Below are 25,168 nucleotides of genomic sequence, written 5' to 3'. Positions count from 1 at the left end.
TCTTCTCGAGTGGCCTTCATGGTCATGCTATCCTGTTTACAGCATCGACGCCTCAACAGGATTGGCGTAAATGCCCAAAAAAATATCTTTCAATTGGTCGAGATTGCACGTGTCATATTGATCTAAAGCGGCCAAGTGCTGTAGGAACAACGCCTGTTCTTCGGGCGTGTATAACGCTGCAAAACGTTGGCTGCCATACCGCAAATCGTGTGCTATATAGTTGTTGGGATACAACTGATAGGCCTTATGAATGCGCTGATCAATGAGCTTGGCAACAGCCTTATGGTACTCATTATTGGTTAACGCCTCTAATCTTGTGAGTTCTGCCACGGCAATAGGTTCGCAAATTTCAATGTGTACACGTCCTTTCGGTGCGATGATTCCCGTGAGGATACTGTTAAGGTCTTCACCGGGTTTCTTGGTGTAGCGCATGCTCTGCGATTCATAGAGTTCCAAGGCTTTAAGCACGTCACACGGCTCCCATTCATACGATATCGCAATCGGGACGATGTGCAAATCGGCCAAAGCTTTGATTTTATCGCTGCTCTCACTCATGCAAAACATCTTGATGATGCCTTGGTCTGTGGTGTCATAACCATCTTTCGTGCGTCCATTGCGCTGTGCTATCCACACACTCTGTTGCTTCTCGGCGATGGTGTAGCGGATATATTCTGAAAGGTGAAGCGAACTGCGGTAAAAATCCTTCACGCTACCACCGGGACGCTCCACTCTAAACATCTTGTTGCATTTGCCAATGTCGATGATTAACTGACTCATCATCAAGTTGGCACCGAACGTAATCTCGGTAGTGTCAAAATCCTGCGTGACCAGGAAATACTGCAACAAACTCGAATCCAACATGATGTCGCGATGGTTGGACACATAGAGATACGATTGCGTGGGGCTCAATTGTTGCAAGCCATCACACGAAAACGCTGTGATACTGTTGGCAATCACCTGCTCATTGACCTTGCGCATAGTCTCCGTTTGAAAGTCTTTCACTGTTCGATAGCTGGCTATGCGCTTCCGCACGTCTTCTAACGACTCATCGGGGTAAACGTAAGATGCCAATAGGGGCAGGGAGCTACTCTCGGCGATACGCGCCATCGCAGCGGGAATCTCGTCCTCATAATATGGACGGATGTCATCAAACTTGGGGTTCTTTTGCATATCTTTTCATAAAAGGATGTTCATTGGGTTGTCGTTTTGCTGGTCATTCACCTTTCCATAGTTGTGAAAGCCAAGCCAGAAACGATTGCTTCCATGTGCGACACTCCGCGCTTCCTCTCGTTTCGGAAGCACCAAAGCCATGACCACCCGTGCGGTATTGATAGTACACATGAGGTACATGCTGTGCCGTTAGGGCAGAGTCAAGTAATATAGCGTTGTGGTAGTCCACAATGGGGTCATCGATGCAGTTTGCCAGAAATATGGGTGGACACACACGCGTCACTTGCCTTTCTAAGGAGAGCGAATCACGAAGGCCGTGGTTGCGCACCCTACTTTCGCCCATGAGTGCCCTTCGAGAACGTTTGTGCACGCATGATGCCGACATTGTTACCACAGGATAGAGTGATGCAATGAAGGCCGGACGATCGTGTTTGCCAAAAAACAAACCGCCCGATACAACCAAATGGCCGCCCGCCGAGAAGCCCATCGCTCCAATCTTTGTCGTGTCGACGTTCCATCGCTCGGCATGTTGCTTGACATAGCGAATGGCTTGTCGAAGGTCGTCTTGTGGGTCGGGGTAACGGTTGCCCCGCCATATCCAACGATAATGGGTGACGAAGGCCGGCACATAAGCGGTGCGATAGCGCAACACAAAAGCAGTGATGCCATTGCGCTGTAACCACGCTCCTACGTCCTTACCCTCTGCCTTCATGTCGTGCCAAAAGTAGCTCCCACCCGGACACACGATGATCGCAGGGCGCTTTTGACCTTGTGCGAGGTAAGGGGTAAGCCAAACCTTTGCCTTGCAGGCCGTATTTTGCCAAATGTTCTCTTGCCCTTTAGTCGAGACGAGCGTCATTGCGAGGCACAGAAAGAGTACTATTCGCTGTTTCATGATTGAGTTGATTCAAAACATAGTTGCGCCCTAAGATGGCTTCACAAGTTTGGATGGCTGTTAAGGGCACACCGCAAAACCCATGAAGGTTATTGTTTTGCCCTGTAAGGAACAAGTTGCTCACTTTTGTCACTACGGGCAGCTGTGACAAAGCCAAATTGTTATAATCTTTGCTATACCCACAGATTCCACCCTCCTTTGCGCCATAGAAATCGCGAATGGTCAGGGGTGAAGCCGTGTTAACCGCCTCAATGCAAGTTGAAAATCCCGGGTGAAGCACTTCGACCATGGCCAAGAGTTGGTTGCATTGCTGCTCCTTCCACTGCCGATAGTCCGCCGTGCGATGCCCTATCGTTGTCTGTTCCCATGCTTTCACCTGCGAGAATGCCATAGGTGCCGTTACTAACACCTTCGACGCGAAGCCCCCTTGCCCTTCATTTGGTGGGGTCATGAAGAGAAAGCCCAAGGGCCACGGCTTGTCGTCGCGTCCGAACTGCCAAATGTCTGCATAGCGCGTCATGAAATACTCCGAATGATTGATGTAAGGGAAGCTGTTTGGCTTGAGTTTCACGTAAAGCGAGAAAGCAGAGTAAGAGTTTGGAATGGCTTCCAAACGGGTGCGATAGGCCTTCGTAAAGGCATCGCTGTCAATCACCTTGAGCAATGCGCAAGGGTGAATGGCCGAGATGTAATATTCTGCTTCGAAATGCTGTCCGTTGGCCGTTTCCACGCAGGTCACCTGCCTATCTGTTACGCCAATGTGCGTCACTTCGGTTGCTCCCAGCACCTTTCCTCCATGCCGTTGTATGGTTTCGGCTAAGAGATGGGCAAAGCGTAGACTACCGCCCACAAAACGACTTGGCCCATTGATGTAGAGCACCGAAATGATGGCATGGACGTAAGCGGGGGTCTGTTGCGTACGTCCACCATATAAAGGGTTCATATAAGCCAAGACACTGCGCAGTTTCTTATCGTTGATATATTGTGCGATAAAGGCCTCGGCCGACATGTTAAACTGCGCCGAGTGCATGGGTATCAAGTCTTTCGAAGGACGAAGATAGAACAAGTCTACCTCTTCGGAAAGACGAAACAAAGCCTCAACGTAGGCCTTTAGCCCGTCATGCTCATGTGGGAACTGCCGCGCAAGGGTCTCCACGAACGTGTCTTTCCCCTCAGCAATGGTATAATAGCGCTGGTCTTCGGCAAAGTAAAGCCGATCTGTGCAGTCATGGTCCACATCCCTCACGCATACTTGATCGATGATTCCCAAATAGGAGCACAGCCGATAGATGTTGCCACCGGGGCGCATGCCTCCTATGATATGCATGCCTGTGTCAAAGTCTTCATCCCACATGCGGAAGGACTGTAATCCACCTCCTATGATCTTGTTCTTTTCCAAAACGGTGACTTCAAGCCCTTCCTTTGCCAAGATGGCGCCCGAAAACAGGCCACCTAAGCCACCTCCTATAATCAAAACACGTTGTTTCATTCGCCTTGGTTGCTTTGAATAATCTGATCGTAAATGGTCTTTGCGGTTACAAACTCGCTACAAGTGACTATCGAACCCACCAAGACACCCAACATGCCATGCGAGTTGATATTCTGTCCCGTCAAGAAAAGGTTGGGCACCTTCGTGCGTTGGGGCACGCGTCCCGCTGCACCGAGATGAATATCTTTTGCAATGCCATACATCGAACCGCCCTCTGTTCCAGTGTAATCATAATAGGTCAGAGGCGTCGCGGTGGTATAACGCACAAGATTTTGACGAATGTCGGGGAACTCTTTGGCCAAAGCGTCGAGCAACAACTCGGCCTTTCGCCGCTTGAAAGCCTCATAATCGTCACCGCGTCGACCCACTTTCGTCCCCCACCAGGGTTGCAAATCCTCCATCTGCATGTAAGAAAGAATGACGCCTGTATGGGCGAACTTCGGCGCGTGCTCATGACAAAAGTGCATATAAAGGTAGCCTTTGGGCCAGGTCTCTTCTGTATAGTGCTCACAATTCCACGGCGTGTCACCAGCATAACCATAAAAGTTGTGATTCATATACGGCACCACGCCAGGCTTAAACTCCAAGTAAACCGAAAAGCCTCCTACGGTTTGCGGCATGGCATGAATGCGCTTACGAAAAGCGGGCCGAATGAGTTTCGTGTCTAAAAGTTCCAATGTGCGCATGGGATGAATGGCCGACACAACCGCATCGGCAGCCATAAAGCAGTCATCATTCACCACCACACCCGTCGCTTTCGCCTCATCACACACAATCTTCGTTACCTTTTGCCGCGTCTTCACCGTGCCGCCATAACGCAAAATGGTATTCTTCAGTGAGGTTGCAATGCTGTCACTGCCTTCCACCACACGCGCAGCACTCTGGTTATAGAAGTCCATGATGAACGCATGTGTAGAGAAAGGCGTCTTACCTTGTTCGGCTGCATAGAGCGGAAGATTGCCAACCAACACTCGTTTCAGCAGTTCATCATCGAAAAGCTCATCCAAAACGTCGTCGATAGCGCGCAGCTGAAACTCAGTATTGATAGCTGCATCCGACTCGGCGTATTTCAATGAGTGAAGCGAAGAGGCTCCAGCCACCCTACTGACTAAATCGAAATAGCGTGCCAGTGCATCACGTTGCCGTGGAAAATATGCGCTCATTGTTTCAATAAATGGCTCGCGCCCATTTGCAAAGCGAAACCGTTCACCCTGTAACGCCACGACATCATAACCGCTTTGATCCAAGAAAGACAAAGACACATCGGTGTCCAATTCCAAATAGTTCATCAGTTTTCTTAGCGTCTGCCCCGGCACAACACTTCCAATAAAGTGCATCCCTGTTTCATACTTTGCACCATAACGCGAAAAGCATTGCAGACACCCACCTATCTGTTGGCCTTGTTCCAACACCGTCACCTGATAGCCATTCTTTGCCAGGATGACGCCCGTCGAGAGACCACCTAAGCCGCTTCCTATAACCACTACTTTCTTCTGTCTCATATCTTAACAGTTCTTTTCAAACTCATCGCAGAGAGTGTTATACTTCTCTACATAGCGTTTGCGCATCCATTTTGCCTGTTCCATTGGTGAACCAATGGCTTGCAGTTGCGCTTGCGTCATAGTTTCATCCACTTCTAAATAGATGGGACTCCGATGAAGGGAGTATTTCGTCTTAGGCAAGCGCCGTCCCGTGCCATATAAGAACATGGGTGTAATGCCCAAATGCAATTGCTCGGCAATGTAAAAAGCACCACGATGGAAACGCGATATGCAACAGTCAGCCGAACGCGTCCCCTCGGGATAGAGCGCTATGCTATAGCCGCGGTCAACCAACGAACGCAACTTCGGTAACAAAGCATCAATCCCCTCGGTCACCGTCTGATATTCTGCATGACGAATAACATAGCCATAAAAAGGATTTCTCCACACCCATTGATTGGTTAAAAAGACTACCTTTGGTGTTAATATGAGCTGACAGATCAAGTCTAAGTGCGACTGGTGGTTACAAATCAGCACCGAGGGCTTATCAAAGTCCACCTGTTTGGCTATGCAACAACTAAACTCTCCGCCAGGAATGCCATGTTTCAACACGATGATTCGCGCAATATTATAAATCAAGCGATGTAAATTGAGTCGTTTTTCCTCCGTCATCTTTCCCCATTTCAGGTAGAGATAAGCCAACGGTGTCACAACGAAAAACGAGAAGAAGGAAAAGATAAAAAGTGAATAAACTGTGCGAACCATGCGCACGATTCCACAAGCCAACCGACAAGGCAGTCCATAAACGACGGCTAAAAAACACAGCACTGTGTTGAGAATGGTAATCCGTAGAAAGTCTTTATAAGGACGGAAATGGCTCACACGCTCCTCCTTGGGCGGATAATAGACATCGACAGGTATCGAAACGAGCGGCACACCATGCCACGAAGCCAACACCATCAACGCTAACTCCGCTTCGTAACGGGAAGGCATCGCACGCAGATAGCGCAGCTTCTTGATGGGATAAAGGCGATAACCCGTCTGCGTATCAGCCAACCATTTACCCGTTTGCACAAAGAACCAGAAGTTGGAAAAGCGATTGGCAAAGCTGCTACCACTCGAGCGTTCCACACCATTTAAGTCGCGTTCGCCCACGATGAGTGCTCCGGGATGTGCAATATTCGCTTGCAGAAATGAAGGAATGTCTTTTGCATAATGCTGTCCGTCGGCATCAAGGGTTATGGCATAGGCAAACGATAGCACCTTCGCCCTCTCAAAACCTTGCCGCAACGCATAGCCTTTCCCGCGGTTATGCTCATACGAGACCAACGTGATGCCCGAAATCTCTGACAAGATTTGAGCCGTACGATCGGTGCTTCCGTCATTCACCACAATCACATCGGCACAATATTCCTGGGCACTTTCAACCACTTGCCTCACCGTCTGCTCATTGTTGTACGTGGGGATGATGACACAAATTCCACGAGCCCGCAGGCGTTCCTTCAACGTTTCCTGTTCTATTCCTTGCATGGTTGGCATGTAAAAGACAACTTCGCATAGCCCGTTGTGCCCGAGACAACATTCACTTTGGCCTTCACTGTTCCATCGGGCTGCTCCTCTATACCTGAGAACTGATACACGATCTTTTCCGTTTCAGTAGGTGTTAATACCAAAAGAAATTTCACATTCTTCACGCCACACAATGCCAACGACCGATGAAGCGCCTCGCTCAACAGCTCGCAAGCCATCTGAAGAATGCACACACCCGGTGTAATCGGTTCGCCGGGAAAGTGGGCCTGATAGATGAAATGCTGTGCATTGAGCGCAATTTCATAAGTCGCCCGGGGCAAATCAACGCTGGCCTGTGCGATGTGATAAAAGTCATTCTTCAAGATCATCGGCTGCCTCCTTCTTCAATTCTTCACGCATCGGGGTGAACACGTAGGTCAATTTATACTTTTTGTCTTCATAAAGTGTGTCGCCTTTTGCCAACGACTGCAATAGCATACGCAAATCATTGCGCAACACTTTGCGAATATACCATTTATCCATTAACGCCATGGCATGCACAATCTCCACCTTGTCTTTTCGCTCGTGATAGCGGAAATCGAGTGCCGAAAAGCCAAACTCATTGAACAGGCTCCCCACAATCCCCGTCGAATCGCGCACCATCATGCACACGCCACTCACATATCCCTTCGGCATCGTAATCATGGCTTGATAGCTTTTGCGTGCACCAAGGGTGTCGGGCAATAGGTTTTGAGCGGCCATGCCACATGAAAGGCCACTCAACAAGACGATACTAATGAATCGAAAACACTTGTGCATTGAGCGGCGCATTGGTCTTAATGTTCTTCAACTGAATGGTGGTTTGGTCGCCATTCTTTTCAAATAGTTTCACCATCGACACCATCATCTGGGCCTGATGAAAACTAATTTGTATCTTTTGAAACAGCTGTTTCATGTTCGAACGCAAAGGAACGAGCGTGGCCACCCACTCCCCTTTGCCTTGTTGCATCGTCACTTTAAAATCTTTTTCATCGGTGAGACACTTGCCTAAAACGCTATTCATCATGATACGCGCAATCTCTTTAAACATTTTGTTCTGCTGCACGTCAATCACATCACTCCGCTTCTCGTTGCGAAGCATCACCTTTGCGCCATTCAACACAAAGGTGTAGTTGTAAGGACTCACGTATTGCCAACACAGTTTGTCACTCTTTTGGTAATACATCTTCCCCTTCGACACCATCTTTTGGTTCAACAACTTCAGCGATTTGGTTTGCACAAAGTCGCATTGCATGCTTTGCAGCTGTGCCGCAACTTGGTTTACCTTGGCCTTTACCTCACTTTCGGTCATCGTTTGCGCATGCAGTGGCAAAAACATCAACCACAACAAGCTCCATAAAAACAGGCTTTTCTTCATTTGTCTCTTTTCCTTTCTCTGTTTAAATAAGGGCGCCTCTTCATCGGGCGATGAAAAAACAACCCAACATGATCAACGCCACTCCCATCCATTTCATACCATTTACCGACTCATGGAAAAACACCATGGCCGACAAAAGCGCAAAAACATAGCTCAAACTAATCATCGGATAAGCCATGCTCAAAGGGTAACGCTTCACAATATACATCCACAACACCGTGCTGCCACCAAAAAGTAGTCCACTCAAAGCAAACTGCCAGTTGGGCAAAAGCGACCACAAAAACGCACGATTAAACCCAAACGGTGCCAACTTCGATAGCCCAAACTTCAAAAACACCTGCCCGCCAGCGAGCAAAGCACTCTGAACAACAGACAAAATAATCAGTCTCCACATGTCAACACCATTGCTATGGCCGTATATTCGGCCGGTTCTTGTTCGCCCAAACGCGCCAACAACTGACGATAAAGGGCGGTGGTTTCATCGTGATAGCCCACCAACACACTGCGACATGCACCCGATTGCAACAGCAACTCGGCATCTTTCAGCGCCCACTCCAACGACTTTTCACCCTGTGTGTAGGTTGCATTATATCCATGACAGCCCAATTTAATGGCAATGGTGCTGCCGATAGTGTTATGGGTGCTCTGCATAAAGAGCGTAGGGCTCACACTGTCTTCGCCCTGTTGCACCATGTCGAGCAGCATCTTCTCTGAATTTTCTAAACAACCCAAGCTCGTTGCAGTGATAATAGCATCAGGAACAGCAATTCCTGCCTCCTCTAAAGCCAACATAGAAGTGAGCACTGCACGGCGCATCAAACCGCTCATGCGACGCAGTTCCATGGGTTTCACAAAACGTTTGATTTCTGAGGGGTCGGCAATGTCCGCCATATTGACACGCGATTTGGTGCGAATGGTACGACAATTCGCGATAGATTGCTCACCAATTTGCTGCACTTTACTCGGCAAAGAGAAAAGCAGTGAGGTGTCGTTACCGCCAAATCCAAACGAATTGCACAACACATGCTGCAACGAGCAGGCTTTATTCACCGCCAAAGGCACAATGCCATCGGGCATTTCTGTGTGCCATCCGATGTTCATCGGCGCCAATTCGTGCTGCATAGCCAGCAGACAAATCACAGCTTCTATGCTCCCCGACGCACTCGTTGTGTGCCCTGTGAAGCCCTTTGTGCTTGAAATCAAAGGCTGATGGACACCAAACACCCGCCGAATGGCTTGGCTCTCACTGGCATCATTGTTGGGTGTTCCCGTGCCATGTGCATTGATATAATCTACTTCTTCTGGCGCAACACCCGCCATCTTCAACGCCGCTTCCATGGCAAGATAAGCACCTTGCCCGTCATCCGACGACGCTGTTTGGTGAAAAGCATCACAGGCATTGCCGTAACCCGTGAGACAGGCCCGCACGGTTGCATGGCGTTGAGCCACCGATGAGGCCGACTCCAACACCACATAGGCGGCACCTTCGCCCAAATTTAAACCCGCACGATGGGCATCAAAGGGCTTACAAGGGGCTTGGTCGAGTATCATCAGCGAATGGAAACCTGCAAAATGGAAACGCGAAAGCGCCTCTGTTCCGCCCGCAACCACGATGTCGGCCTCACCATGTGCAATCAATCGTGCCCCCAACATCAAGGCATTGGCTGCCGAAGAACATGCTGTGGAGAGTGTTGTGCACGCAGTAAAGCAGCCAAAATGGTCGGCTATCAGCTGTGTTGTGCTGCCCCCATCATGCGTTTTGATGCAGTCTGCATCGCCTCTCCCGACAGATAGGTCGGCAATGTGTTGCTCGGTGATGTCCATTCCGCCCACCGTTGTACCCGAGATGAGCACCACGCGCCGGCTTTTCAAATGCGGTTCTGACGAAAGTAGCCCTGCATCGGCGAGTGATTCGCGCACAGCCAACATGCCCAACAGCACCGTTCGGCTCACTTCCTCTGACGCATCAATGCCCAATGCCGCCTTCATCTCGTCATTAGACAGGGGCACTTCGCCCACAGGAAGCTCGCGATGGGTTGACAAAAGATATTTCATCGGCCCAATACCCCGCCGTTGCTGCACAATCGATTGCCACACTTCGGCCTGATTACAGCCGATAGATGAAACAATTCCTGCGCCTGTTATAGCTACTCCTCGCGTCATAATGGTGTACAAAAGGCAGTGTTACCGGGTACGATGTTGCTGCACATAGGCGGCAATCGTTGCCACACTCTTGAAGATTTCCTTGCCCGCAGCGGGGTTTTCTAACTTGATGCCGTAGTTCTTTTCTAACAAAACAATCAGTTCCAATGCATCTATTGAGTCTAATCCCAACCCTTCATCGCCAAACAAAGGTGCGTCTGCGTCGATGTCTTCGGGCGTCATCTCTTCTAAATTCAAAGCCTTAATGATGGCTTTCTTCAATTCTAAGACTAATTCTTCCATATCGTTTGAATGTTCTTTTTATATTCGTTGTATAATAAATAGGTGGGCTTCATAGTGGTTTTCCGACCAATAATCAAGCCAACCTGTAAGCAAACTATCAAGATTGGTGCCTGCAAAAGTCGCCGAGACGACCTCATTGAAGAGCTTCTCACTGCGCCTCTCCCAACAATAAAAGGAGGTTTCGCCATGGCATTGCTGCTGAATGGCCACCTCACCTGTCACAATATTGGGCAACGTATAGACGAAATGAGCAGGACTGGGATAGTAGTTTTCGGCATCAGCAATCGTAGCATAATAGCACTTATCGGTGCTGATAGACGACGACTGATTGAAAAACACTATGCCACGTCGACTACCTGCAAAAGCATCCTCATGGGCTTCGGCCTGCAAAAGCAACGCTGAAGCCACAAAACCCAATTTGCTTAGCCCATCCATCTTGTAGAACTTGGGATAGCTGTCAAGATGGGTTTTATAGAGAGCTGTGAGCGGTTCGTCCTCATTCGCGTCGAAAGCAATGGCTTTTCCATCGCATATACACCTTTGAGGAGAGAGTATCAATTCGTGCATCACGCGTACATCAGGCCGCAACACCGTCGCAACTGCATCATGCTTCGGCTGCAAACGTTCCATCCTTAAAGCGGCATTACAGCCCCCAAAGCCCGAAAGCATCTTCACAAAAGCTTGCTTTTGCGTAGAAATAGCATCCGCCTGCACATGGATTTTACCCGAAACGCCCAACGCATGAAAGCCTCTTGTGCCTAAAAGGGTATGCTGTTCTAACGCAAAGGCCGTGAGTACTGTTTCTAAAACACCTGCACACCCAAGAGTATGGCCATAGGTTCCTTTCAACGCATTGACGGGAACTTGCGACAAACCTGCACGCATGATGGCCATCGACTCCATCTGATCGTTGAAGAATGTGGCGGTACCATGGGCGTTAATCACGGCTAAAGCATCGGCTTCTTGCCCTGCAACAACATCGCATAGAGCCAAATAAGCACCTTCACCTTGCTTGGATGGTGCACTGATGTGGTAGGCATCGTTGTGAATACTACCAGCCATGAGTGCCCAAAGGGGCTGCTTAGAAGACACGATGTCACCGTGTTGCAACACCATCGTGGCAGCACCTTCGCCCAAATTCAACCCCAACCGCTCGGCATCAAAGGGGCGACAAGGTTGCAAAGAGAGGGCATGAAAAGCGTGAAAACCCGACAAAATGAAGGGCGATTGCACGTCAACACCACAGACAACAGCGGTGTCATAGGCGCCCGTTTGCAACAAACGCTGTGCTAAAATCAAAGCCGAAGCGCCCGAGATGCAGGCATTACACACCACAATAGGCTCGGTCTTGAAACCGAAATAATGGGCGATATGTGCCGCAGCAAGGCCTAGTTCTATGCGCTTTTGCTCATCTTCACTGCACGAAAGCAATTCAATATTGCCCTTGGTCGTACTTAAAATGAAAATAATTCGGGGGGAATGGAGGTCGATAGGCACTTGTTTTAAGGCACGTTGTATCGACTGAATGGCCAACGATTCGAAACGGGTCATGCCTTCAAGCATCAGCATTTGCCATTGCTCCTCACTGAAAAGTGAGCCACAACAGGCATCATGCATACGCGTTCCGGGCGCATAAGGTCGTAACATGGATTGGCCTTTCAACACCGAAACATAGTTCTCTTCGGTTGAAAAGCCTAACGGTGAGACGATATTATGAGCAACTTGATAGACCATTATAGCTGATTCCACTTCTTTTTCCACTCAAGATAGAATGGAGGATTATCCCAAACAAGCTGATAATTCGTATCCATAAACACCTGAACACTGTGGCCTATAGCCAGCAAACGCTCATCCTCTGGGTCGCGAATTTCATAATCAAACACCACTTTTGCAGCCTCCGTAGGACGATAAATAATATCAACTCGCGGATGCATTCCATAGCGAATGGGCTGCTTGTATTGGAAATTAAGTTCCACTAATGGGGCAAAATAACCATGATTGAAATAGTTTTGATAGTCTAAACCATAGTCTTCACCAAACTTTTCGCGCGCATCTTCAAAATAAAGTGGGTAGGAGCCATGCCAAACCACATTCATAGAATCGACCTCACTGAAACGAATGTCTAAGACTTTTGATGACTTTAGTTCTTTCATTTACGCTCCTCCTCCTTTACAGCTATCTTCATTTCGGCGGTAACGAGCACTTCTTCATCACACACTACCTGCGCTTTGGCTAACGTCATACCAAACACTTCCTCTATCACCTCAACGATAGTTGTAATCCGTTCACCCACTTTCGGCAGCCGATAGATATCCAAATTGCGGATAGCACCAATGAAACCAATCTGTATTCCACGCTGCAACACATACTGATTTACATAACCTATGCGCGCAGCACACGTTTGAGCGATGTTCTCTATGAGCCCACTTGCAGAGAATGTACCTGCATTTGTGAAGATATTCTCAGCCGAAATGAGGGTCTCTGTAATGGTCTTTCGTGCATCAAAGAACGTTAGTTTCCCCACCATTACAAATGGAGGCTGTTGCGGTAACAGCGTTTTGATGTCAAGGGTGCGTAGGAATTTCTCCTGAGGATGTAAGTAATCGATGGTCATTGTGCCCAAAAATCAAAGTAATTATACCATTGCAAGGGATAGCGTTTCACCGTCTTTTCCAAGCAATCAACATAAGCTTGTGCCAGTTCTTCTACCTGTTGGCGACGCGATGCGGCCTTATCATAAACCAATGGATGCACAAAGATGGTGTAACCTCGCCAAGATGTCTTCATCACTTGTATGGAAACAACATCCAATCCCCCAATAACGGCGACGCTAAAAGGCCCCAATGGCAAGCGAATGGGAGCAGATAGGAAGGTAGCGGCTATCGTTTTAGAGGATCCCCAACGCCGATCGGCCACCAAACTAACAATTTCTCCCCGCTTAAATACCTGGTCAATGGCAAACAGATGATCCATATTCGCTCCCACAGGAATCATGCAAATGTTGCTGTTGCCCAGCATTTCGTTGCGTCGTTCCATTAAAGATGCCTTCTCACCTGCATAAACTAAGGCGTTGATGCGCTTCTCTTTGGCCTGCAAAGTGTAGCCCGCAAGCTCATAATTTCCCACATGTGCACTCAATTGCACAAAGCCTTCGGGACGCTTTAACAACGCTTCGTAATGCGCATAGCCTTCAATATGCACTTGAAAATGCTTGCCGGCATACATCGCAAACTTATCAATCACCGCCTCGGCAAACAGACAATGGTTGACATACGTGCCCCAAATGGCACGCCATCGACCATACTTCATGCGATGACGAAGATAAGAATAGATGACTTTTCGGCTTGGACGGACGAGTAAACAAACGGGAATGACGAAACAATAGGCAAAGACATAGAGCACCCTTACATCGATAAAACGCAACATCTTGATGAGATAATGGTGCATTTTCTCGCTGCCAAAGGTCTGTCCTTGCCATTGCTTTTCCGCCATAAGCACTTTCTTTCTACCCTACTTTGCTTTCAATGTAATCACAAAATTGGCTTAATGTGGTCACACCTGCCATCTCTTCGGGTTTGATTTTGAAGCCAAAATTCTTCTCAACAATCACAACAATGTCGACAAAGTCAAGGCTATCAATGCCCAAATCGTCTTTCAATTTTGCTTCAGGAGCAATCTTTTCTTCATCAATTTCGAGGTCATCTATCAAGAAGGCCTTTACTTTCTCTTCAATTTCTGTTCTGTTCATACCTATATTTAGTTATTTTAAATCATCTTGTTCGCACCATTTTCACTTCACACCGCAGCCAACTTACACACCAAAATGCTGTGTCCCTGGCCCAAATGGTCGTGAATCTGTTCAATTTCTAAGCCTGCTTCGTGAATACAAGTCTCCATATCTTCGGTGTTATACATTTTACTATTGCCATTCGCTATGGCCGTAAAATAGAGACTTGTCATCGTTAAGCAGAACGCAGCGGGTTCAAATCGCTGCCTATCCCACAACGTTTCCATGATGAAAAGCCGTGAGTCGGCATTCATGGCACGACGTGATCGTCGCAAAATTCCCACGATTTCGTCCATACTAAAGCAGTCTAGGAACTGGCTCATCCAGATGGCATCGGCCGGCTTTTCGGGGAATAATTGCGCATCATCCAACAGGTTAATGCCATAACCTTGTATGCGGTCACATCCTTTCTTGCCTGCAATCTGCGCTTGCATCATCTTGATTTGCTGGGGAAGGTCTAAGATGGTCACCTGCACATCGACATCATAATCCACACAACGCAAGGCCCATCGCCCTGTGTTGCCGCCCACATCATAGAGCGTTTTGGGATGATAGGTGCCAAAAACAATCGCTAAAGCCTCATCAAAAGAGTGGTCGGAATAGAAATGATCGAAGCCAAACCAACTCTTTTTCACATTATCCGGCAGTTCGGAGAGCGCTTCATAAACCGTCGGCCAATCGCCAAAATGCTTCAAACCGGCAGGCTTTCCTGTGGTTAAAGCCTCTTCTAAATGAAACCAACCCTCATAGTTCACATCGTGATTGAAATCAAGATTGACACGTGTCGCAGGGTCATTAAGCAGAAACCAACCCGTTTTCGACAATGAATAGCGGTCTGTCTCTGGGTCTATAAGCACTGTCCCAATACACAAAGAGGCCTCTAATAGACATTTAACTGCATAGTCTGACAGCTTCGTTTCACGGCAAATGTCAGCGCGTGTAAGCCCCTTTTCGCTCTCACGAAGCAGACTTAAGATGCCAAACTTCACCATTAAGCGCGACGCTTGAAACACGATCGGTCCCCAAGCGATAAACTCTGCCAAGCGTTGTGCCTCTTTTGCCGAGCGTGTTTCTTCCGTATATTGTTTTAAAGCAGGTGACAATTTCATGCGCTTGCCCTTATTTCTTAGCTTTCTTAATGAGCTTTACAATCTGTTCAGCCAATTCTCTGTAGGTTTCTACACGACGCTTTTCGTTGCCATAGCCTGCACCTGCCACACCATCAACATCGATAACAGCAAATGGTTGCTTGTCATTCGCTGCATAAACCTTCACCAATCCACTCATATGTGCATCGCCAGCGCCCATGCCAAACATAACAGATACGCCCGTACTACCATAGTGGAAGTCTTTTACTTCGACTACAAATCTATATTTTGCATCACGCTTTTCAGTCGTAATCTTTGCGTCTTTGCTCTTGTCATTGAAGCGTTCTGCAAAGTTTTCTTCAGCCGTTTGCAACTCTTTTTGATAATCACGTTGCCATTCAGCACCCTTCTCTTTCAAGAAAGCCTGCACTTCTTTTCCTTCTAAAGTGGCGTGACTGTAATCCCAAACCATATAGATTTTTTCTTTCACACCTTTGAGTTCTGCCAACGAACCACTCTTCACGGTGACATCAGCTTTTGCAAACACACCTGCAACGCTGCACATCAAACCTGCCAATACCAATAAAATCTTTTTCATAACCTATTTTATTTAAACGTTATACTTATATGAATTACGCTTCGATTCAACCGTTCTCATCACTCACTTTCTTAATGACCAAAGCCGAGTTTGTACCCCCAAAGCCAAAAGAATTGCTCAAAACGGTGTTCACCTCCATGTCAATGGTCTTCGCGGTGAGATTAATTTTCTCGGAATATTCGTCCCGATGCTCCAAATTAATATTAGGTGCAACGAAATGATGTTGCATCATCAAGATAGAATAAACAATCTCACTGGCACCCGCCATCCAACATTCATGCCCCGTCATCGACTTGGTTGAGCTGATGAACGCACGCTCATCGTGGAACAGTTTAGCCAAAGCAATGGCCTCATACATATCGCCTTGATGGGTAGAAGTGGCATGCGCATTGATATAATCAATATCGCTCGGTGCCACCTTTGCATCCTTCATGGCACGCGTCATAGCAATTACACTGCCTTTATCACTGGGTTCTGAGATGCCACCGCCATTGCTTGAGAAGCCATAACCCACCACTTCAGCCAAAATGGTGGCTCCACGTGCCACAGCATGTTCATAGTCTTCGAGCACCAAAGCAGCTGCACCGCCACTCGGAATAAGCCCATCGCGGTCGCGATCAAACGGACGGCTGGCCTTAGTTGGCTCGTCCATGTGAACCGAAAAAGCGCCCAGTGCATCGAAAGAGGCCATAGAATAGTAATTCGTTTCTTGTGCACCACCACACAACACCAAGTCTTGCAAGCCCTGTTTAATCATCATATAGCCCAAACCTATAGAGTGACTGCCACTCGCACAAGCCGAACTGATGGTGAAGTTAACGCCTCTTAAATGAAAGATGGTGCTGAGATTCATGTTCACAGTGGAGTTCATCGACTGGAAAATGAGCCCATAACCCAACATCGCCGAGTCGTGTTTCTCGTCCATAATCTTAGCAGCTTCAATCACAGGTTTTGCCGAAGAGTCGTTGCCAAAGATGCAACCCACCTCGTTTTGCAGCAGATAGTCGTCGTTAATCTTTGCTTGCTCGAAAGCCTGCAAACTCGCCATGTAGGCATATTGTGCCTCTTCTGACATGCCCGCCCGCGTGTGACGATCGAGCATTTGCTTGGTAATGACCGGTGTTTCAACGATGCCTGTCAGCCCCGATCGGTAGCCATAGGTGAGCCGTTCGGGCTGAAGTCCGATGCCCGACGTACCATTATATAATGCATTTTTTACTGTTTCGAGATTTGTTCCTAAGCACGACCAAATGCCCATGCCCGTTATTACCACGCGTCTTTCCATTTACTTTTCGTTTATGTATATAATCCTCCGTTAATGTTAATCACCTCACCCGTGATATAGGCCGCCTCATCCGACACCAAGAATGCTACCGCTGCGGCCACCTCTTCGGCTGTTCCAAACCGTCCAACCGGCACCAGCTTCTTCAGTTCTTCTTGCGGAAGGTCTTTCGTCATGTCAGTTTCTATGAACCCGGGAGCCACGGCATTGACCGTGATTTGACGCGGAGCCACCTCCTGTGCCAAGGCTTTCGTGGCACCAATGAGTGCAGCTTTGGCAGCGCTGTAATTGCTCTGACCGGCCAATCCCTTCACTCCCGAGAGCGAAGCCATGTTGACTATGCGACCACCACGGCGTCGAGGCATCATGTGTTTGAGCAACCTTCGGGTCAAATAGAAATAGCCATTGAGGGTAGTATCTAACACCTCGTGCCATTCTTTATCGCTCATCATAAAGAGGACATTATCTTTTCGAATGCCGGCATTATTCACCAACACGGCTATATAGTCATCAGGATGTGCCGATTCCCATGCATCTAAAGCCGCTTCGATGGCTGTTCCGTCGGCTGCATTGAACGGCATCAACTCGGCTTGTCCACCATTTGCAATGATGGTTGCCACCACCTCTTCGGCCGCTTCTTTATTCTTTAAATAGTTGATGAGCACCGGATAGCCCATTTTCGCTAATCGAATGGCAATGGCTTTGCCTATTCCTCGCGACGAACCTGTTACTAATGCATATTTCATTTGTTCACCTCGGTATTAACTATTCAACAATATAGTTTTTTGAAAGTTAAATATTGGTGCAAAGATAAGAAAAAGAAAACAATTACAAAGAAGTTTAATTGAAATATTTCACACGTGCTTTTCGCGCCACCATGCGCCACATTTCTCACCCCATTCATCTGTCATTCAATCTTAGAATAGTCACTTTTCAATACCCAATAGTTATTAAGGTTCTTATAATTTTTGTTTGGCTATAGACCTAACAGACAGCTCCACTCAAGAAAGGATTACAAACTTGCCCCATAAAGAAGCCCATTTTACTAAGCAATCTGCATGAGATTGTTACATAATATGATAGCAATTGCGACAGAAAATGCACCACTTTACAAAGCATGTAAAAGGAACATGACATTGCATAACTGCTAAGAGAAGAGTCGGTATTAATCGCTACACATAAAACTTGGACGAGACAAAATGGCACATCCTGCATTCCTATTCCGACAATACCCTCTACGCACTTCCAAAATGATAAACGCAAAAAGGCCCTATACAAACTACTTCTTTGAAAGATTTACAGCATTTCGTAAATCGCATGCGATGAAATTGGCATAGTTTTTGTATCTTTGTAAGCGTAAGAAGAAAATCATACACTATAGAATAGAAACAAAAAAGAAGGTAAAAGATGGAAAGTATTCAGAACAAACAATATGGCGGTGAGCGTCCTCTATTTGGTATTCATGACACAAGATTGGAACATATTACCATCACGGATGGCGAGTCGGGCATTAAATGCTGCAAGAATGTGGAGTGTCATGACTCGAAATTCTATGGCAAATATCCTTGGTGGCACGTTGATGGCAGCGTGATTACAAATTGTTATTTTGCGCCTGAGAGCCGTTCGGCTATTTGGTACAGCCAAAACATGGTAATGAAAGACTCGGTTATTGATGGACCAAAGTTCTTTCGTGAGATGGAAAACCTCAGTTTAGAGCGTGTAACCATTAATGATGCCGACGAGACCTTTTGGAAAGTAAAGGGCATCAAGATTAAAGATGTGACGCTACACGATGGCACTTACCCCTTTATGTTCTGCGAGGATATCTATGTAGATGGGCTGACAAGCGACAGCAAATACATCTTTCAATATTGCAAAAACGTAGAAGTTCACCATGCCAATATCACAACGAAAGATAGTTTTTGGGAATGCGAGAATGTGGTTGTCTACGATAGTGTGCTTGATGGTGAGTACTTAGCTTGGCACTCTAAGAATATAAAATTGGTGCGTTGTCACATCAAAGGTGAACAGCCATTGTGCTATTTGGATGGCATTGTGTTAGAAGACTGCACGTTTGATGCCGAGTGTGACCGCACATTTGAAGATAGCAGACACATTGATGCGTCGATAAAGGGCAGCATTACGGAAATTAAAAACCCGATTAGCGGGCGGATTGTGGCCGACGAGATTGGCAGAATCACTTATAATGCATTTGCAAAAGGTAAGGATTGCGTGATTGAAACGAGGAAATAAACGGCAATGGAACCATTTGATTTTGATAAAATCATCCCGCGACGGGGCACAAATTCCTACAAATGGGATGAACCAAACGATGCCGATGTGCTCCCTATGTGGGTGGCAGACATGGACTTTCCCACGGCACCTTGCATCATTAACGCCTTAAAAAAGCGCGTTGAGCATGGCATTTTTGGCTATACTTTTGTCCCCGATAGCTATTACGAAGCGCTGATTCATTGGTTTGAGCGGCGTCATGGGTGGCATATTCAGCGCGAAGAGGTGCTCTATACCACAGGCGTTGTGCCGTCCATCGCCTGTGCTTTAAAGGCTTTAACGTTGCCTGGTGAGAAAGTGTTGGTGCAAACTCCTGTCTATAATTGTTTCTTCTCATCGATTAAGAACTGTGGATGTGAGGTGGCAGAGAACCCTCTCCGCCGTGAAAAGGACAGCTATGTCATCGATTTTGACGACTTCGAACGTAAGTGTTCGGATGAGAAAACCACCGTGTTTTTGCTTTGCAATCCGCATAATCCGTCGGGACGTGTGTGGACAAAAGCAGAATTGCAACGCATGAACGACATCTGTTTGCGACATGATGTGCGGGTGATTGCCGATGAGATTCATGGCGAACTCATCATGCCGGGCTATCGTTTTCAGCCTTTTGCTGCGGTGAATGAGGCGTGCAAAGCCAACAGTGTGGTGCTCAACTCGCCCACAAAGGCTTTTAATATTGCGGGATTGCAGATTGCAAACATCATTTGTAGTGATGCAAGGTTGCGCAGAAAGATTGACCGAGCCATTAATATCAATGAGGTTTGTGACGTCAATCCATTCGGCGTTATCGCGCTACAAGCGGCCTATAATGAAGGAGAAGCTTGGCTCGATGCACTCAATATTTACTTGCATGAGAACTATCTCACGCTAAAATCCTTTATTCATGAAGAGCTTCCTGCACTGGAAGTGTGTCGTTTAGAAGGCACTTATTTGGCCTGGGTAGACATTCATCGCACGGGATTAACGGCCGATGATGCCTGTGAGAAGCTACTGCATGAGGCAAAACTCATGCTGAATAGTGGTACGATGTATGGCGAGAAACAAGGTGGACACTACCTGAGAATTAATCTGGCATGCCCAAAAGCTACGCTTGTTGAGGGCTTACACCGACTCAAGAAAGTGTTGGCTTCGGAGACAAATAACCCAAAGAGATAGGCATTTATCCTGCGATAGCGCTCTAAAAAGTGTGGTTTCTCCTGATGATGTATCAGGAGAGACCACACTTTTTATACGGCAGTAAGTTCCCCTGTGACCGAATTGATGATGAAACCGCGCACGGAAACATCATGAGGAACTAAGGGATGGTGCTGAATAACATCAACAGTATGGCGCACAGATGCCTCGGTATCGTGGAAACCTTCCAACCATTCGTTGAGGTTTATGCCACTTCGGCGAATGGTTTCCAACGTAGAATCGGCAATACCTCGTGCTTTCATGTGTGCATGAAATGCGTCATAGTGCATGTGACAGGCACCACATTCTGAATGAGCCACCACCATAATCTCATTCACTCCCAACTCAAAAATAGCTACAATGAGGCTGCGCATGGCCGAATCGAAAGGCGAAATGACCAAGCCTCCGGCATTCTTAATGAACTTAGCATCGCCATTTTTGAGACCTAAAGCGGCCGGAAGCAGCTCGGTTAAACGCGTATCCATGCACGAAAGCACAGCCAAATGCTTGTCGGGATATTTGGAAGTGATATACTTTTCGTAACCTTTCGCGGCTACAAACTGCTGATTATATTGGAGAATTTCATCTATCATAGCTTGTCATGTGATGGGTTTCTCATCCTGAAACCCGTTATAAAAGAAAGCAAAAGGGCGGACACTGCTTGCGCAATGCTCACCCTTTTACAGAACTGTTAACCATAAAGTTACCGCTATTTATTGCGTAACGAGCGACTTTGTGTCGCGCGCAATAACGATTTCTTCATCAGTAGGTACAACAACAACTTTCACTTTGCTGTCAGGAGTAGAAATGATGGCTTCCTCACCATGAATGGTTGCATTCTTTTCTACATCGATCTTAATACCCATATACTCAAGACCTGCACAGGCTTTCTCACGTGTTCCCGTTTGATTCTCGCCCACACCGGCCGTAAAGACAATGGCATCTACACCGCCAAGTGCTGCAGCATAAGCACCAATATATTTCTTAATGCGATAGTCATACATCTTCATCGCCAGCAAAGCACGCTCATTTCCATCTTTAGCGGCTTGCTCTATATCGCGCATATCGCTTGAAATTCCGGTAATTCCTACCACGCCACTCTTCTTGTTTAGATACTCAGACATCTCGTGAGGTGTCATGTTTAGCTTCCTCATAAGATAAGTAACTGCCGACGGATCTATATCACCACAGCGCGTACCCATCATCAAACCAGCCAACGGAGTGAGCCCCATTGAGGTGTCAATTACCTTTCCATTGCGCACAGCTGCTACGCTTGCACCGTTGCCTATGTGGCAAGTTATGATCTTAGAATGGTGACTATCCAAGCCTAAGATTTCGCAAACGCGCTGCGATACATAACGATGTGAGGTGCCATGGAAGCCATAACGACGCACATGGTATTGCTCATAAAGGTTGTAAGGGATGGCATACAGATAAGCATAATCGGGCATGGTGCTATGGAAAGCATTGTCAAACACACACACTTGTGGTGTGTTAGGCATCAACTCATCCACGGCTTTAATGCCTTTTAAATGCCCAGCATTGTGCACAGGTGCAAGATCACAGAGGCTTTCTATATCCTTTTCAACCTGCGGAGTGCAAATAACACTCTCCGTATAGATATCACCTCCTTGCACGATACGATGGCCTACGGCATCTATTTCATCAAGACTTTTGATAGCACCAAACGTTGGATTGAGCAAACAATCAAACACAAGGCCAACGCCTTCCTTATGGGTAGGCAGGTCAGCCATAATAGTTTTCTTCTCACCATTGGGCAATTTCACCTTGATAAAGGCATTATCTATGCCAATTCTCTCGACACCTCCTTGTGCCAACACCGACTCATTGTCCATGTTGTAGAGCTTATACTTGATAGAACTGCTCCCACAATTTAAGACTAATACGTTCATAAGTGGATTTAATGTGATATGTGATATGTTGAATTTGAATTACTTTTCAGACCTTTTGTGTAGCAAATGATGCTCCACTCCAAACCTTTTCCTCCTAATTATTCTTTGCTTCTTGCGCCTGACAAGCTGTGATAGCAATCATATAATAAATGTCTTCTACCGAACATCCACGACTTAAATCGTTCACAGGACGTGCAATTCCTTGTAAAATCGGGCCGATAGCTTTGGCATTTCCCAAGCGTTGTACGAGCTTATAGGCAATGTTTCCAACCTCAAGATTGGGCACAACAAGCACATTTGCCCTACCAGCAATCGCGCTACCCGGTGCTTTTGTTGCCGCAACGGACGGCACTAAAGCAGCATCTGTCTGCAATTCACCGTCGATATCTAACGTCGGATCTAACGTCTTTGCTATCTTTGTTGCTTCAACAACCTTATCCACTACCTCATGAGAGGCACTTCCCTTTGTTGAAAAGCTCAACATAGCCACACGCGGATCATCAAAACCTGCTACACATTTTGCAGTCTCTGCCGTACAAATAGCTATCTGAGCCAATTGATTTGCATCGGGAACTGGCGTCACAGCCACGTCACCCATGAACACAACGCCATCGTTTCCATATTGCTTTTGTGTGGTAACTAAGAGCAAACCACCACTGATACACGTAATACCTGGGCGGCATTTGATAATCTGAAGAGCAGGTCTTAACGTCTCAGCCGTGGTGCTTAACGCCCCACTTATCTGTCCATCGGCACCATTTGTCTTAATAATCATGCAACCTAAATAAAGATTATTCGTGGTAACCAATTGGCGTGCTTGCTCCAAAGTCATCCCCTTCTTCTTACGAAGTTCACATAAAAGTGCAGCATACTCTTCACTTTTAGGATTGTTTTGAGGATCAATAACGGTTCCTTTCCCGATGTTTTGCAGGCCCCATTGTGCTGCAAGCTGTTGGATTTTCGTTGGATTACCGATTAAAATAATATCGGCTAAGTCGTCAGCCAATGCACAATCAGCTGCACGAAGCGTGCGTTCCTCTTCTGCTTCTGGAAGCACAATGCGCTGTTTATCAGCCTTTGCGCGCGCTACAATCTGCTGTAATAATTCCATTTTTTATATTGCTTATAAAATATTTCACATGTTCTTGTTATCATAGCAACACTTAAAATTGCCATTTCTACTTTGCAAATTTAGTGAATTTTATTGAACGTTGTTGGATAAGCAATTTAAAAAAACTAAAAATCAAGATAATTCTGTCGTTAAAATCTGTTCTAATGCTTCCGCAGACAGACGCAGATAGAACTGTCCTCCCATAGCAATACTGATACGACCTGTCTCTTCACTCACCACAATAGCTATTGCATCGCTATCCTGACTAATACCCATTGCCGCACGATGCCGCAAACCTAATTCCTTCGGAATATTCAAATCGTGGCTCACAGGCAAAATACATCCAGCAGCTTTAATACGTTTTTGCGAGATAATCATTGCGCCATCATGTAACGGAGAGTTCTTGAAAAAGATGTTTTCAATGAGCCTTTGATTAATATTGGCATCGATTCTATCGCCCGTATCTACAATATCATCAAGTGGAGAGGCTCGTTCGATGACTATTAGTGCGCCTACTTTCTCCTTACCCATACTCATACAAGCCAACACAATAGGCACTATCATCTGGCGTGTCTCTTCACTTTGTCGCGCTTTCTTGTGCCCTTCAAATAACCGTGCCAAGCGTTTAAACTGCTGACGTGCACCTAAAGAATACAGAAAACGACGAATCTCTTCTTGGAAGAGCACAATCAATGCTAAAGCACCTACACCTACCAACTTATCAAGAATAGCACCTAAAAGTCGCATTTCAAGTACTTGGCTGACAAAAAGCCAAACTAAAACAAACACGATGACACCTATAAAGATATTCAACGAGCGACTTTCTTTCATCAAACGATAAATGTAATAGAGCAACAACGCTACTAAAACAATATCTATGACATCCTTAATTCCAAAATCAAAAGGCATCGTAAAACTAATTTTTCAAGTTGTTTTATATCCTATTTTAATCTATTTCCACCCACGACAGAGCCTATTTCTGCGAAATGATAATCCCTATTCCAAATACTATCTACACAAAATATGTCTCCGTTTTACTCACCATCCTCACATTTTTATTCATTCTCCACTTGACAAACTTTGTTGCATTGCTAAACTAATCTTCACCGTTTCCACAGCTTCAGCTACGTCGTGCACCCGCAAAATGTTAGCTCCTTTCATCAAACTTGCGGCATGGATGGCCGTCGTTCCATTCAAAGCGGTCGACGCATCGCCACCCACTAACTGGTAAATCATACGTTTACGCGACACACCTATTAGTAAAGGAAGTTCCAAAGCATGCAGCTCTTCCACCCCATTGAGCACAGCATAATTCTGCTGTAAGTCCTTTCCAAAGCCAAAACCCGGGTCAAGAATAATATCTTTCACCCCTCGTTCACGTAATTGTTGCACTTCCTTTGCAAATGAAAGTATCATGTCGTTGAGATTCGATTTCACCGACATTAAGATATAGGGAACCTGCAACTGACCCACCACATCAAACATATTCTCCGTTTCATGAATAGGAACATTGGCAAT

Annotated in this window: 27 protein-coding genes; 2 read left to right on the top strand and 25 right to left on the bottom strand. The window is 46.6% G+C overall.

Going from position 1 to position 25,168, the window contains the following annotated elements; genetic code table 11:
- Nucleotides 1-36 precede the first annotated feature (36 nt).
- Genes X919_RS0110100 through fabG form a run of 20 tightly spaced genes read right to left on the bottom strand, consistent with a single transcriptional unit; the run spans nt 37 to nt 17,907 of the window.
- Nucleotides 37-1,170: a lysophospholipid acyltransferase family protein gene (locus tag X919_RS0110100; protein ID WP_028900017.1), complete on the bottom strand. Its 1,134-nt coding sequence runs from the start codon at nt 1,168-1,170 to the stop codon at nt 37-39.
- 43 nt (nt 1,171-1,213) lie between these two features.
- A complete protein-coding gene (locus X919_RS0110095; protein WP_028900016.1) occupies nt 1,214-2,065 on the bottom strand; it encodes an alpha/beta hydrolase in 852 nt (283 codons plus the stop codon).
- A complete protein-coding gene (locus X919_RS0110090; RefSeq protein WP_028900015.1) occupies nt 2,010-3,554 on the bottom strand; it encodes a phytoene desaturase family protein in 1,545 nt (514 codons plus the stop codon). The genes X919_RS0110095 and X919_RS0110090 overlap by 56 nt, the downstream gene beginning before the upstream one ends.
- On the bottom strand, nt 3,551-5,056 hold the full coding sequence (locus X919_RS0110085; RefSeq protein ID WP_028900014.1) for a phytoene desaturase family protein: 1,506 nt from the start codon (nt 5,054-5,056) through the stop codon (nt 3,551-3,553). The genes X919_RS0110090 and X919_RS0110085 overlap by 4 nt, the downstream gene beginning before the upstream one ends.
- Nucleotides 5,057-5,059: 3 nt before the next feature.
- The gene (locus X919_RS0110080; RefSeq protein WP_172642730.1) at nt 5,060-6,565 is read right to left on the bottom strand and encodes a glycosyltransferase; all 1,506 of its coding nucleotides are present in this window, start codon (nt 6,563-6,565) and stop codon (nt 5,060-5,062) included.
- A complete protein-coding gene (locus X919_RS0110075; RefSeq protein ID WP_028900012.1) occupies nt 6,553-6,933 on the bottom strand; it encodes a hotdog family protein in 381 nt (126 codons plus the stop codon). The genes X919_RS0110080 and X919_RS0110075 overlap by 13 nt, the downstream gene beginning before the upstream one ends.
- Nucleotides 6,917-7,363, bottom strand: coding sequence for a hypothetical protein (locus X919_RS0110070; protein ID WP_028900011.1), 447 nt, complete (start codon nt 7,361-7,363; stop codon nt 6,917-6,919). The genes X919_RS0110075 and X919_RS0110070 overlap by 17 nt, the downstream gene beginning before the upstream one ends.
- Nucleotides 7,338-7,961 carry a flexirubin biosynthesis/transport protein LolA2 gene (locus X919_RS0110065; protein ID WP_028900010.1) on the bottom strand — a complete coding sequence of 208 codons (624 nt, stop codon included), beginning with the start codon at nt 7,959-7,961 and terminating at the stop codon, nt 7,338-7,340. Before X919_RS0110065 ends, X919_RS0110070 begins: the two co-directional genes overlap by 26 nt.
- Before the next feature lie 40 nt (nt 7,962-8,001).
- A complete protein-coding gene (locus X919_RS0110060) occupies nt 8,002-8,355 on the bottom strand; it encodes an EamA family transporter (RefSeq protein WP_025069749.1) in 354 nt (117 codons plus the stop codon).
- Complete coding sequence (locus X919_RS0110055; protein WP_028900009.1) at nt 8,343-10,124, bottom strand: beta-ketoacyl synthase N-terminal-like domain-containing protein; 1,782 nt, start codon at nt 10,122-10,124, stop codon at nt 8,343-8,345. Before X919_RS0110055 ends, X919_RS0110060 begins: the two co-directional genes overlap by 13 nt.
- A gap of 21 nt (nt 10,125-10,145) precedes the next feature.
- Complete coding sequence (locus X919_RS0110050) at nt 10,146-10,406, bottom strand: phosphopantetheine-binding protein (RefSeq protein ID WP_028900008.1); 261 nt, start codon at nt 10,404-10,406, stop codon at nt 10,146-10,148.
- A gap of 18 nt (nt 10,407-10,424) precedes the next feature.
- Nucleotides 10,425-12,155, bottom strand: coding sequence for a beta-ketoacyl synthase N-terminal-like domain-containing protein (locus tag X919_RS0110045; protein ID WP_253270127.1), 1,731 nt, complete (start codon nt 12,153-12,155; stop codon nt 10,425-10,427).
- Nucleotides 12,140-12,559, bottom strand: coding sequence for an acyl-CoA thioesterase (locus tag X919_RS0110040; protein ID WP_028900006.1), 420 nt, complete (start codon nt 12,557-12,559; stop codon nt 12,140-12,142). The genes X919_RS0110045 and X919_RS0110040 overlap by 16 nt, the downstream gene beginning before the upstream one ends.
- Nucleotides 12,556-13,020, bottom strand: coding sequence for a hotdog family protein (locus tag X919_RS0110035; protein WP_028900005.1), 465 nt, complete (start codon nt 13,018-13,020; stop codon nt 12,556-12,558). Before X919_RS0110035 ends, X919_RS0110040 begins: the two co-directional genes overlap by 4 nt.
- Nucleotides 13,017-13,898: a lysophospholipid acyltransferase family protein gene (locus X919_RS0110030; protein WP_172642729.1), complete on the bottom strand. Its 882-nt coding sequence runs from the start codon at nt 13,896-13,898 to the stop codon at nt 13,017-13,019. Before X919_RS0110030 ends, X919_RS0110035 begins: the two co-directional genes overlap by 4 nt.
- A 13-nt stretch (nt 13,899-13,911) precedes the next feature.
- Complete coding sequence (locus tag X919_RS0110025; RefSeq protein WP_004380752.1) at nt 13,912-14,154, bottom strand: acyl carrier protein; 243 nt, start codon at nt 14,152-14,154, stop codon at nt 13,912-13,914.
- A gap of 47 nt (nt 14,155-14,201) precedes the next feature.
- Entirely contained in the window at nt 14,202-15,302 is a 1,101-nt protein-coding gene (locus X919_RS0110020; RefSeq protein ID WP_028900003.1) for a FlxJ family methyltransferase, read from the bottom strand.
- Nucleotides 15,303-15,312: 10 nt separating this feature from the next.
- Nucleotides 15,313-15,879, bottom strand: coding sequence for a hypothetical protein (locus tag X919_RS0110015; RefSeq protein WP_028900002.1), 567 nt, complete (start codon nt 15,877-15,879; stop codon nt 15,313-15,315).
- Nucleotides 15,880-15,925: 46 nt separating this feature from the next.
- The gene (locus tag X919_RS0110010; protein WP_028900001.1) at nt 15,926-17,164 is read right to left on the bottom strand and encodes a beta-ketoacyl-[acyl-carrier-protein] synthase family protein; all 1,239 of its coding nucleotides are present in this window, start codon (nt 17,162-17,164) and stop codon (nt 15,926-15,928) included.
- An 11-nt stretch (nt 17,165-17,175) separates the two neighbouring features.
- Complete coding sequence (gene fabG, locus X919_RS0110005; protein ID WP_028900000.1) at nt 17,176-17,907, bottom strand: flexirubin biosynthesis SDR family reductase FlxB; 732 nt, start codon at nt 17,905-17,907, stop codon at nt 17,176-17,178.
- A gap of 661 nt (nt 17,908-18,568) precedes the next feature.
- Here fabG and X919_RS0110000 point away from each other — a divergent pair.
- Both X919_RS0110000 and X919_RS0109995 read left to right on the top strand, forming a co-directional pair.
- Nucleotides 18,569-19,414: a DUF3737 family protein gene (locus X919_RS0110000; protein WP_028899999.1), complete on the top strand. Its 846-nt coding sequence runs from the start codon at nt 18,569-18,571 to the stop codon at nt 19,412-19,414.
- 6 nt (nt 19,415-19,420) lie between these two features.
- A complete protein-coding gene (locus X919_RS0109995) occupies nt 19,421-20,608 on the top strand; it encodes a MalY/PatB family protein (RefSeq protein WP_028899998.1) in 1,188 nt (395 codons plus the stop codon).
- Between the two features lie 71 nt (nt 20,609-20,679).
- Here X919_RS0109995 and X919_RS0109990 read toward each other — a convergent pair whose 3' ends face one another.
- The 5 genes from X919_RS0109990 to X919_RS17270 form a co-directional block, all read right to left on the bottom strand.
- Nucleotides 20,680-21,219, bottom strand: coding sequence for a beta-class carbonic anhydrase (locus tag X919_RS0109990; protein ID WP_028899997.1), 540 nt, complete (start codon nt 21,217-21,219; stop codon nt 20,680-20,682).
- 120 nt (nt 21,220-21,339) lie between these two features.
- Nucleotides 21,340-22,539, bottom strand: a complete 1,200-nt coding sequence (locus tag X919_RS0109985; protein ID WP_028899996.1) for an acetate kinase — start codon at nt 22,537-22,539, stop codon at nt 21,340-21,342.
- Between the two features lie 94 nt (nt 22,540-22,633).
- Nucleotides 22,634-23,650: a phosphate acetyltransferase gene (pta, locus tag X919_RS0109980; RefSeq protein ID WP_028899995.1), complete on the bottom strand. Its 1,017-nt coding sequence runs from the start codon at nt 23,648-23,650 to the stop codon at nt 22,634-22,636.
- A gap of 132 nt (nt 23,651-23,782) precedes the next feature.
- Complete coding sequence (gene cdaA, locus X919_RS0109975; protein ID WP_028899994.1) at nt 23,783-24,559, bottom strand: diadenylate cyclase CdaA; 777 nt, start codon at nt 24,557-24,559, stop codon at nt 23,783-23,785.
- Nucleotides 24,560-24,709: 150 nt separating this feature from the next.
- Nucleotides 24,710-25,168 (bottom strand): dihydropteroate synthase (locus X919_RS17270; RefSeq protein ID WP_253270126.1); only part of this gene is annotated, 459 nt, incomplete at its 5' end.

The sequence above is a fragment of the Prevotella sp. HJM029 genome (genome assembly GCF_000599605.1).
Lineage (GTDB): Bacteria > Bacteroidota > Bacteroidia > Bacteroidales > Bacteroidaceae > Prevotella.
Note: the sequence above shows the minus strand (reverse complement) of the source record. Positions and strands in the feature narration are given on the sequence as shown.